The following is a 9,293-nucleotide window of genomic DNA, read 5'->3' on the forward strand; positions in this document are numbered from 1 at the left end:
TTCCAAAGCAGGAACATAGAAGCATTGTGCGAGTTAGGCACGGACGCCTGCTCGCGTTCCACGATCTGCCAGGGTTCTCTTTGATGTTCGAACGAATGCCCAAGACAATGTATCGCTGTCAGCTTTTCGTATCTGCCTTTGGTTTGTTGTTGCTGATGGGCGACCTGCTCCACGATGACAGGGCCATGGCGCAGCAGGCTTGTCCGGCCGATCACGATAGGCTGCTTACAGTCCTCAAAGCCAATGTGAAGGCAAGCGGCGGACCAGCCAATGGCGGCTTTGAAACCAACGAATGGGGCGCGATCGTTGCCCGCGATGGCACTGTCTGCGCGATTGCGTTCAGCGGCCCGGCAGTCGATTCGCAATGGCCGGGCAGTCGGCTCGTCGCAGCGGAGAAAGCCAGCACCGCCAACGGTCTCAGCCTGGCTCAAATGGCCCTGTCGACGGCCAATCTCTACGCTGGCGTGCAACCGGGTGGGCCGCTGTTCGGGCTGCAGGCGACCAACCCCGTCAACCAAGCCGCGGCTTATGCGGGCGATCCCAAAACCTTCGGCAGCGCCAACGATCCGTTGGTCGGCAAGCCTATCGGCGGCGTCGTCGTGTTTGGCGGGGGCTTGGCCCTTTACGACGGCAAAACGATCGTCGGCGCGCTTGGCGTCAGTGGCGATTCCTCTTGCGCCGACCACAATGTCGCCTGGCGCGTTCGCGCGGCTCTCGGCCTCGACAAGGTCCCGGCAGGCGTCAATCCCAACCGCAAGGATGCCATCATCTATGATCTCGATCCCGGCGGAAAAAGCGCCTCCGGCTGGGGTCACCCGCTATGCTCGGGCACCGAGGCCGACATCGCAGCGGAAATCGGTTCAGGCGTCGGAGGCGCGACACCGAAATGAAGCAAGCAGCGCGGTGTGCAACACCCTGCGTTGACGCGGTACGCACGAACCGCCCGGCGGCAGCTAGCAAACGTCTCCAGAGCTTCCTTGCGGGGTTGCTGCTGGCTTGCACTCCTCTGCTGACGGGCGCTTCCGAAGCTCCGCCACCGTCGGCGATCTCGCCGCCGGCTTCCGCCGCACCGCGCGACGATGGGCAATGGACGATGCCGGCCAAGAACTACGCGTCGACCCGCTACAGTGAGCTCACTGAAATCAACGAAGGCAACGTCAAGAACCTGCAGGTGGCCTTCACCTTCTCCACCGGCGTCAACAAAGGCCAGGAAGCGGCGCCGCTGGTCGTCGGCGGCACGATGTACATCGTGACCCCCTTCCCCAACATGGTCTACGCGCTCGACCTCACCAAGCCAGGCGCGCCGATGAAATGGAAGTTCGAACCCAATCCCGAACCCGCGGCGCAAGGGGTTGCCTGTTGCGACGTCGTGAATCGCGGCGCGGCTTTCGCGGACGGGCGCATCTTCTTCAACACACTGGACGGTCACACCATCGCACTCGATGCGAACACCGGCCAGCCGATCTGGAACTCCCATATCGGCAACATCAACATAGGCGAGACCATCACCATGGCGCCGTTGGTGGTGAAAGGCAAAGTGCTGGTCGGCAATTCAGGCGGCGAGATGGGCGTCCGCGGCTGGGTCAAGGCGCTTGACGCCGGCGACGGTCATGTCGTCTGGACGGCCTACGGCACCGGACCGGACAAGGACGTGCTAATCGGCCCCGATTTCAAGCCGCATTACGACATGGACAAGGGCAAGGACCTTGGCGTCACGACATGGCCGCCGGAAGCCTGGAAAATCGGCGGCGGCAACATGTGGGGCTGGATTTCCTACGACCCGGATCTCAACCTGATCTTCCACGGCACCGGCAACCCTGGACCGTGGAACCCGGATCTGCGGCCCGGCGACAACAAATGGACGTCAGGGATTTTCGCCCGCGATCCCGATACCGGAGCGGCGAAATGGTTCTACCAGTGGAGCCCGCATGACCTTCATGACTATGACGGGATCAACGAGCAGGTCCTGCTCGACATGAACTGGCAGGGCAAGCCGCGTAAGGTGCTGGTCCGGCCCGAGCGCAACGGCTATCTCTACATTCTCGACCGGACCACCGGCGAAGTGCTGTCCGCGAAGCCCTACGGCCCCGTCAATTCCAGCAAGGGTGTCGACCTCGACAGCGGCCGTCTGGTCGAAAATCCGGACAAGAAGACCGGTACCGGCAAGGTCGTCCGCGACATCTGCCCGACCGCATCGGGGCTCAAGGACTGGCAGCCTTCCGCCTTTTCGCCGAAGACCGGGCTGCTCTACATCCCGCATAACAATCTGTGCATGGACGAAGAAGGCGTCGAGGTGAACTACATTGCCGGCACGCCCTATGTCGGCATGAACGTACGCATGATCCCCGGGCCCGGCGGAAACCGGGGCGCCTTCACCGCCTGGGACATCGCCGCGGAGAAGCCCGCCTGGAGCCTCAAGGAGAACTTCCCGGTGTGGAGCGGCGCGGTCGTGACCGCCGGCGATGTCGTCTTCTACGGAACCATGGAGGGTTGGTTCAAGGCGGTCAGCGCCAAGACCGGCGAGCTGCTTTGGCAATTCAAGACGTCGTCCGGCATCATCGGCCAGCCCATCACATATCGCGGCCCCGACGGACACCAATATGTGGCGATCCTGTCGGGTGTAGGCGGCTGGGCCGGCGCCATCGTGTCCGGCGATCTCGATCCGCGCGACGCCACCGCTGCCCTCGGTTTCGTCAACGCGATGAAGGATCTCAAGGACGCGACAACGGCGGGAGGCACGCTCTATGTGTTCCGGCTGCCCTGAGGCACTCAAGCGGCCCTCGCGCCAGGTACGAAAGGCGCTCCAGCGGATGGCAACCGGCATGGCCGCCCTCGCCTTGCTGCTCTTGCCGGCGACAGCGAATGTGCGTGAACTGAGGGTCTGCGCCGACCCGAACAACATGCCCTTCTCCAACGCCGCCGGTCAGGGCTTCGAGAACAGGATCGCTGAGATCGTGGCCGCCGATCTCGGCGCCAAACTGACCTACACTTGGTGGGCACAGCGCCGGGGCTTCGTGCGCAACACGCTGAAGGCCGGCCTTTGCGATCTCGTGCCCGGCACGCCGGCCAATCTCGAAATGCTGCGCACCACCACCCCCTATTATCGGTCGTCCTATGTTTTCGTCACCCGCCAGGACGGTCCGGATGTGGCATCCTTCAACGATCCGCGGCTGCGCGCCATGCGGATCGGCGTGCAACTCATCGGCGACGACGGGGCCAATTCGCCTCCCGTCCAGGCGCTCGGCCGCCGCGGCATCGTCGGGCATCTCGTCGGCTATCCCGTCTATGGCGACTACTCCGCACCCAACCCTCCGGCGCGCATCGTCGAAGCAGTGGCGACCGGAGACATCGATCTTGCCGTCGTCTGGGGCCCGCTCGCCGGCTACTTCGCCGCCAAGCAGAAAGTGCCCCTCCGCGTCACGCCCGTCATGCCTCGCATCGACGGACCGCAATTGCCCATGATCTACGACATCTCGATGGGCGTTCGGCGCGAGGACGATGCGCTGCGTGGCGATGTGAACAGCGCGCTGGCCAGGCACAAGGCTGAGATCGACGCATTGCTGTCGCAATATGGCGTGCCGCGCCTCGATGGCCCAGGGAGCCCAGTGCGATGAAGCACGGTGCCGCCATGCTCTTGTTTACGGTCCTAGCGCTTACGGCATGCCAGCGCGAGGAGCGGGACACGCGCCCGCAATCCTCGCTCGGATCGGGCGAGCAGCCGGCGCCTGTGACGACATTGGAACCCGGTGGACAGCGGCCTTCCGCCAGCGACAACAAGGCAGCCAGCTTCGAGGCCAATGCCTTTCACCTCAGCGAGGGCAAGCGCCTGTTCAACTGGTTCAATTGTTCGGGCTGTCATGCCAATGGCGGCGGCGGCATGGGGCCGGCCTTGATGGACCAGAAATGGCTTTACGGCAGTTCGATCGAAAGCATCCACGCCACGATCCGTGATGGGCGGCCAAAAGGCATGCCGAGCTTCCGCGACAAGATTCCCGATGACCAGATTTGGGAGCTTGCCGCCTTCGTTCGCTCGCTGAGTGGCAACGCACCCTCGTCCGCCGCGCCGCAACGCAATGACGACATGATGCCGCATCCGTCGGAAAACCGCATGCCGGATGCAGCCACGCTGGGGAAATCACCGTGAAGCGCCTTGCGTCGACCGGGTTCGGCACGGCCTGCGTCTTGTTTCTGCAGGGATGCGCGGGATGGCAATCAGCGCTCGACCCGAAAGGGCCAGCTTCCAGTGAGCTGGCATGGCTCATCTGGTTTTTCACCGCGCTTTGCGCGGTGATCTGGGTCCTGGTGATGATCGCTCTTGCCACACCGTTGATGATGCGGTCGCGGGACGGCGCCGAGCCGCTCGTGCTCGACGCCGGCGCCGACCATCGAAAGTTGCGCGTTGTCGTGATCGCCGTCGGGCTGACCGCAGTGATCGTGGTCGGACTGACCTTGCTGAGCTTCTTCGCCAACAGGACACTTGCGGCGATCGGCTCCGACGCCGCGCTCACCATTCGCGTCACGGGCCACCAATGGTGGTGGGAAGTCCGCTACGAAGACGCCACGCCGAGCCGCATCCTGACCACGGCGAACGAGATCCACATCCCCGCCGGGGAGCCCGTACGGCTTCTGCTGACATCGACGGACGTGATCCATTCCTTCTGGGTGCCGAGCCTTTCCGGCAAGCTCGACCTCATCCCCGGCCATATCAATGTGCTCGACATCAAGGCCGACAAGCCTGGCGTATATCGCGGCCAGTGCGCCGAGTTCTGCGGTGCGCAGCATGCGAACATGGGTACCTTCATCATCGCTGAGCCGAAGGAAAAGTTCGACGCTTGGTGGAACGACCAGTTGCAGCCGTCTGGCCCTCCGGCGAGCGACGAGGCCAAGGCTGGCGAGGACCTGTTCCTCAAGCGTCCCTGCGTGATGTGCCACAGGATCGGGGGCACTCCAGCGGGAGGAACCGTCGCGCCGGATCTGACGCATATTGCCAGCCGGCGCACGCTCGCCGCCGGCACGTTGACGATGAGCCGAGGCAATATCGCTGCCTGGATAGCGGACCCCCAAGGCGTGAAGCCCGGTTCCCACATGCCTGTGGTGGAGCTCAACGGCGACGAACTCAACGCCATCGTCGCCTACCTTGAGGGTCTGAAATGAGCAGCGCGGATCTGATCAGCGAACGCGACCTGCCGCCGAAACGCGAGACCGCCACCAAGGGCGACCTGGCTCCCGAGCATGACGGACCGCGCGATACTGGCATGGACGATGCCAGCCTGCACCACTGGCTCACGCGGGCATGGCGCACGCCGCCCGGCATCATCGGAGCATTGTCGAGCGTCGACCACAAGGTCATCGCAAGGCGCTATCTGATCACGGCCTTCATCTTCCTGTGCCTTGGCGGGCTGAACGCGGTCGCCATGCGAATCCAACTCTCCGGGCTGCAGCGCGGGCTGATCGGGCCGGACCTCTACAACCAGCTGTTCACGATGCATGGCGTCACCATGATGTTCCTGTTCGCTGTGCCCATCGTTCAGGCAACGGGAATCTATCTGGTGCCGCTGATGGTCGGCACCCGTAACATCGCCTTCCCGCGGCTCAATGCATTCGGCTACTGGATCTACGTCTCGGGCGGGGCCTTTGCCTGGATCTCATTCCTCCTCAACATGGCGCCGGACGTCGGCTGGTTCGCCTATGTGCCCCTATCCGGACCGGAATTCTCTCCTGGCAAGCGCGCTGACGTCTGGGCGCAAATGATCACCTATACCGAAGTGTCGTCGCTTGCGGTCGCCGTCGCCACCATCGTCACCGTGTTCAAGCAACGCGCGCCCGGCATGTCGCTGGACAAGATACCGCTTTATGTGTGGGCACTGCTGGTCACTTCCTTCGTCGTCGTCTTCGCGATGCCGGCGGTCATGATCACCTCGACCTTCCTCATTCTCGACCGGCTTGTCGGAACCCACATTTTCAACCCCGCGGAGGGCGGCGACGCCCTGCTGTTTCAGCATCTGTTCTGGTTCTTCGGTCATCCCGAGGTCTACATCATCTTCCTGCCGGCGACGGGCATGGTCTCCTCCATCATTCCCGCTTTTGCCCGGCGACCGACGTTCGGCCATTTAGGGCTGGTCCTGTCGCTGATCGCGGTGGGTTTCCTGTCGTTCGGCCTCTGGGTGCATCATATGTTTGCAACCGGATTGCCGAAGCTCGGGGCGAGCTTCTTCACGGCGTCCAGCATGCTGATCGCCATCCCCAATGGCGTGCAGATCTTCTGCTGGCTGGCGACCTTGTGGGATGGCAGACCGGTGATCCGCACGCCGCTGCTGTTCGTCTTCGGCTTCTTCTTCATCTTCGTCATCGGCGGGCTAACCGGCGTCATGCTCGCCTCGGTGCCGCTCGACCTTCAGGTGCACGACACCTACTTCGTCGTCGCCCACTTCCACTATGTGCTGATCGGCGGATCGGTATTCCCGCTGCTGGGCGCGGCCTATTTCTGGTTCCCCAAGATCACCGGGCGCATGATGAGCGAACGTCTCGGACGCTGGCATTTCGGGCTGGCCTTCATCGGCTTCAACGCGGCCTTCTTCCCGATGCATCTCGTGGGCCTGTGGGGCATGCCGCGCAGGGTCTATACCTATCCGGCGGAGCTTGGCTGGGGCAACATCAACCTGTTCATCAGCGCCGGCGCGGTGCTGTTCTTCCTAAGCTTCGTGCTGTTCACCTTCAACCTGATACATGGCGCATTGAAAGGGGCTCCGGCCGGCGATAACCCCTGGGATGCCGGCACCCTGGAATGGGCCACGTCGTCCCCGCCTCCAAGTTACAATTTCTCGCGCATTCCGATCGTGACGAATGTCGAGCCGCTGTGGGCCGAACGAGAGGCGCTTCCCGTCGCAACTGGACTCCGCGTCGATGTCCGCGAGTTGCTCATCTCGACGGTGGCGGAGGCCTACCCCGACATCCGCGAGAAATCGGCGACGCCGTCGATCTGGCCGCTGCTGGCGGCGATCGCCGTGGGCGGCACGTTCCTCTACTCGATCTTCACGCCGTGGGCGATCGTCTGGGGCGCCATGCCGATCGCGCTCACGCTGCTCGGCTGGTTCTGGCCCAAGGGCGATCCGGAGGACGAGGAATGAATCAGCGGCCCGTCACCGACCTTTCCGCCCTCCCTACGTTTGGCCATGGTCCGCGCAGCCCAACCTGGTGGGGCACGCTCGGCTTCATGGCATTGGAAGGGACGGGCTTCGCGCTGGCGGCCGGCGCCTATCTCTATCTGGCGATGTCATGGCCCAACTGGCGTCTGAGCGCCCCGGAACCTAACCATTGGCCGGGAACGATCGTCACCCTGTTGCTGATCGCCAGCCTGGTGCCAAACCACATCCTCAATCGCTACGCCGAGCATTGCGCCATCGTACCGGTGCGGATCGGCATGGTCGTGATGTCGCTGTTCGGTGTCGCCCCGCTCGTGGTGCGCTGGTTCGAGTTGCCGGCATTGAATATCTTTTGGGACACAAACGCCTACGGCTCGATGCTTTGGGTGTTGCTTGGACTGCACACCACGCATCTGATCACCGACGTGGGCGACACGATCGTGCTGACGGTGCTGATGTTCACACGCCATGGCTATAGCGGCCGGCGCTTCGGCGATGTGGGCGACAACGTCTTTTACTGGGATTTCGTGGTGCTCACCTGGATCCCGATCTACCTGCTCATCTACTGGGTACCGAGGCTAGGCTGATGCGCGCGCTGCGATTGGGAACCTCCTGGGGTGGTCTTCTGTCGGGGCCTTTGGCTTGGGCAATCTCGACGCAGCTGAACTACGCGCTTGTTCCGTGGCAGTGCAATCGCCAGGTGCCGGTCGTCCTTCCGATCGCATTGCTGCTGGCCTTGCTTTCGCTTCTCGGCGGCATGCTTTCTTGGCGGGCACGGCGGCAGGGGGGCGCGGCTTTCAAGCCGGAGCGCACGCGCGGCACCGAGCAATTCGTCGCCGATCTCGGCATTCTTGCGGCTTTGCTTTTTGCCCTTGTCATCGTCATGCAGGGCAGCGCCGCACTCATTCTCGACGAGTGCCTGCGATGAGCTTCGAGGCCTTCTTCTCAACCTCGATCTGCTATGGCGCCGGCGCGCCCGAAGCGGGATGGACGCTTGCGTTTCCCATCACGCTCCCTTTGGCCGCAATCGCGCTCATCTATGCGCTTGGAGCGAGCCGGCTATGGCGCCGCAGCAGCCGGGGCCGCTCCGAGCGGACGCGGCAAGTTCTGTTGTTCACCGCCGGCTGGGGCGTGCTGACCGGAGCGCTGGTCAGCCCAATCCATGCGCTTGGCGAACGGGTGTTTGCCGCCCACATGATCGAGCATGAACTGCTGATGGCGGTAGCGGCGCCGCTCCTTGTCGCCGCCTGCCCCGGCGCGGTCCTGATATGGGCATTGCCGGCCGCACTTCGCCGAGGGACGGGAAGGCTCACGCACGGCAGGATTCTCCAGGCGATCTGGACCGTGGCCAGCCGCCCCCTCAACGCAACCGTCATCCACGGTATCGCGATCTGGATCTGGCACGTTCCCGTCCTGTTCGAGGCAGCGCTTCAGCAGGGCGTGCTGCACTACGCCCAGCATGCGAGCTTCCTCGGCACAGCCCTGCTGTTCTGGTGGGGGATTCTGCCGCGTTCCGGCCGCCAGCAGGCCTATGGCAGCGCGGTCATGCATCTCTTCTTCACGTCACTGCACACTGGTCTGCTCGGCGTGCTGCTGCTGTTGTCGCCCAGACTCTGGTACCCGCAGAATGCCGCCGGCGCGGCGCTCTGGGGTCTAACCCCGATCGAGGACCAGCAGCTCGCCGGACTGGTGATGTGGGTTCCGGCTGGCCTGATCTATGGCGGAGCCGCCTTGCTGCTTGCCGGCCTTTGGATAAGCAAGAGCGGAATCAGGGAGGCAAGCCATGCGCTCCGGCCTGGCTAGGATGGTGGGCGGCGCGCTCGCCGCGATCCTGCTGCTGACCGCGGCAGTCGCCGCAGCGACCTTGTGGTCCGACCGGCGCGATCGTGTTCGCCACGAATCGGACATGGCGACCGGCGGCTTGGAAGCGCGCGCCATTCCGATCATGATCGCGAACGGCTGCTCCGGATGCCATACGATCCCCGGCGTGCCGGGGGCACAAGGCCAGGTTGGTCCGCGCCTCGATTCCAGCCTTGCCGACCGGGTCTTTATCGCCGGCATGCTGGCGAACAATCCGGAGAACCTGATCCGCTGGATACGAGCGGCCAGGGAGATCAATCCGCACACGGCAATGCCATCGACGGGGATCAC

The 9,293-nt window shown here is 63.7% G+C and carries 10 protein-coding genes; all 10 read left to right on the forward strand.

The genetic code is table 11. From position 1 onward, the window contains the following. Nucleotides 1-155: 155 nt before the first annotated feature. Nucleotides 156-890 carry a heme-binding protein gene (locus tag LB524_RS24690; protein ID WP_224530899.1) on the forward strand — a complete coding sequence of 245 codons (735 nt, stop codon included), beginning with the start codon at nt 156-158 and terminating at the stop codon, nt 888-890. After that, the gene (locus LB524_RS24695; protein ID WP_224530902.1) at nt 887-2,764 is read left to right on the forward strand and encodes a methanol/ethanol family PQQ-dependent dehydrogenase; all 1,878 of its coding nucleotides are present in this window, start codon (nt 887-889) and stop codon (nt 2,762-2,764) included. The genes LB524_RS24690 and LB524_RS24695 overlap by 4 nt, the downstream gene beginning before the upstream one ends. Continuing rightward, complete coding sequence (locus LB524_RS24700) at nt 2,745-3,614, forward strand: substrate-binding domain-containing protein (RefSeq protein ID WP_224530905.1); 870 nt, start codon at nt 2,745-2,747, stop codon at nt 3,612-3,614. Before LB524_RS24695 ends, LB524_RS24700 begins: the two co-directional genes overlap by 20 nt. Next, nucleotides 3,611-4,144, forward strand: a complete 534-nt coding sequence (locus LB524_RS24705) for a c-type cytochrome (protein WP_224530908.1) — start codon at nt 3,611-3,613, stop codon at nt 4,142-4,144. Before LB524_RS24700 ends, LB524_RS24705 begins: the two co-directional genes overlap by 4 nt. Next, nucleotides 4,141-5,154 carry a cytochrome c oxidase subunit II gene (gene coxB / locus LB524_RS24710; protein ID WP_140664570.1) on the forward strand — a complete coding sequence of 338 codons (1,014 nt, stop codon included), beginning with the start codon at nt 4,141-4,143 and terminating at the stop codon, nt 5,152-5,154. The genes LB524_RS24705 and coxB overlap by 4 nt, the downstream gene beginning before the upstream one ends. Next, nucleotides 5,151-7,127, forward strand: a complete 1,977-nt coding sequence (ctaD, locus tag LB524_RS24715) for a cytochrome c oxidase subunit I (protein ID WP_224530912.1) — start codon at nt 5,151-5,153, stop codon at nt 7,125-7,127. The genes coxB and ctaD overlap by 4 nt, the downstream gene beginning before the upstream one ends. Next, a complete protein-coding gene (locus tag LB524_RS24720) occupies nt 7,124-7,729 on the forward strand; it encodes a cytochrome C oxidase subunit III (RefSeq protein ID WP_224530915.1) in 606 nt (201 codons plus the stop codon). The genes ctaD and LB524_RS24720 overlap by 4 nt, the downstream gene beginning before the upstream one ends. Further along, entirely contained in the window at nt 7,729-8,070 is a 342-nt protein-coding gene (locus LB524_RS24725; RefSeq protein ID WP_224530917.1) for a hypothetical protein, read from the forward strand. Before LB524_RS24720 ends, LB524_RS24725 begins: the two co-directional genes overlap by 1 nt. Then, nucleotides 8,067-8,945, forward strand: a complete 879-nt coding sequence (locus tag LB524_RS24730) for a cytochrome c oxidase assembly protein (RefSeq protein WP_224530919.1) — start codon at nt 8,067-8,069, stop codon at nt 8,943-8,945. The genes LB524_RS24725 and LB524_RS24730 overlap by 4 nt, the downstream gene beginning before the upstream one ends. 1 nt (nt 8,946) lies before the next feature. Next, nucleotides 8,947-9,293, forward strand: a 347-nt coding sequence (locus LB524_RS24735) for a c-type cytochrome (protein ID WP_224530921.1), incomplete at its 3' end; no start/stop codon positions are given.

This window comes from Mesorhizobium sp. ESP6-5 (genome assembly GCF_020164695.1).
Classification (GTDB): domain Bacteria; phylum Pseudomonadota; class Alphaproteobacteria; order Rhizobiales; family Rhizobiaceae; genus Mesorhizobium; species Mesorhizobium australicum.

What these genes read in the sequence shown, in the direction of transcription:
- LB524_RS24705 (WP_224530908.1), top strand. Translation starts at nt 3,611, where the DNA reads ATGAAGCACGGTGCCGCCATGCTCTTGTTTACGGTCCTAGCGCTTACG.
- LB524_RS24695 (WP_224530902.1), top strand. Translation starts at nt 887, where the DNA reads ATGAAGCAAGCAGCGCGGTGTGCAACACCCTGCGTTGACGCGGTACGC.
- LB524_RS24700 (WP_224530905.1), top strand. Translation starts at nt 2,745, where the DNA reads ATGTGTTCCGGCTGCCCTGAGGCACTCAAGCGGCCCTCGCGCCAGGTA.
- ctaD (WP_224530912.1), top strand. Translation starts at nt 5,151, where the DNA reads ATGAGCAGCGCGGATCTGATCAGCGAACGCGACCTGCCGCCGAAACGC.
- LB524_RS24690 (WP_224530899.1), top strand. Translation starts at nt 156, where the DNA reads ATGGGCGACCTGCTCCACGATGACAGGGCCATGGCGCAGCAGGCTTGT.
- LB524_RS24725 (WP_224530917.1), top strand. Translation starts at nt 7,729, where the DNA reads ATGCGCGCGCTGCGATTGGGAACCTCCTGGGGTGGTCTTCTGTCGGGG.
- LB524_RS24720 (WP_224530915.1), top strand. Translation starts at nt 7,124, where the DNA reads ATGAATCAGCGGCCCGTCACCGACCTTTCCGCCCTCCCTACGTTTGGC.
- LB524_RS24730 (WP_224530919.1), top strand. Translation starts at nt 8,067, where the DNA reads ATGAGCTTCGAGGCCTTCTTCTCAACCTCGATCTGCTATGGCGCCGGC.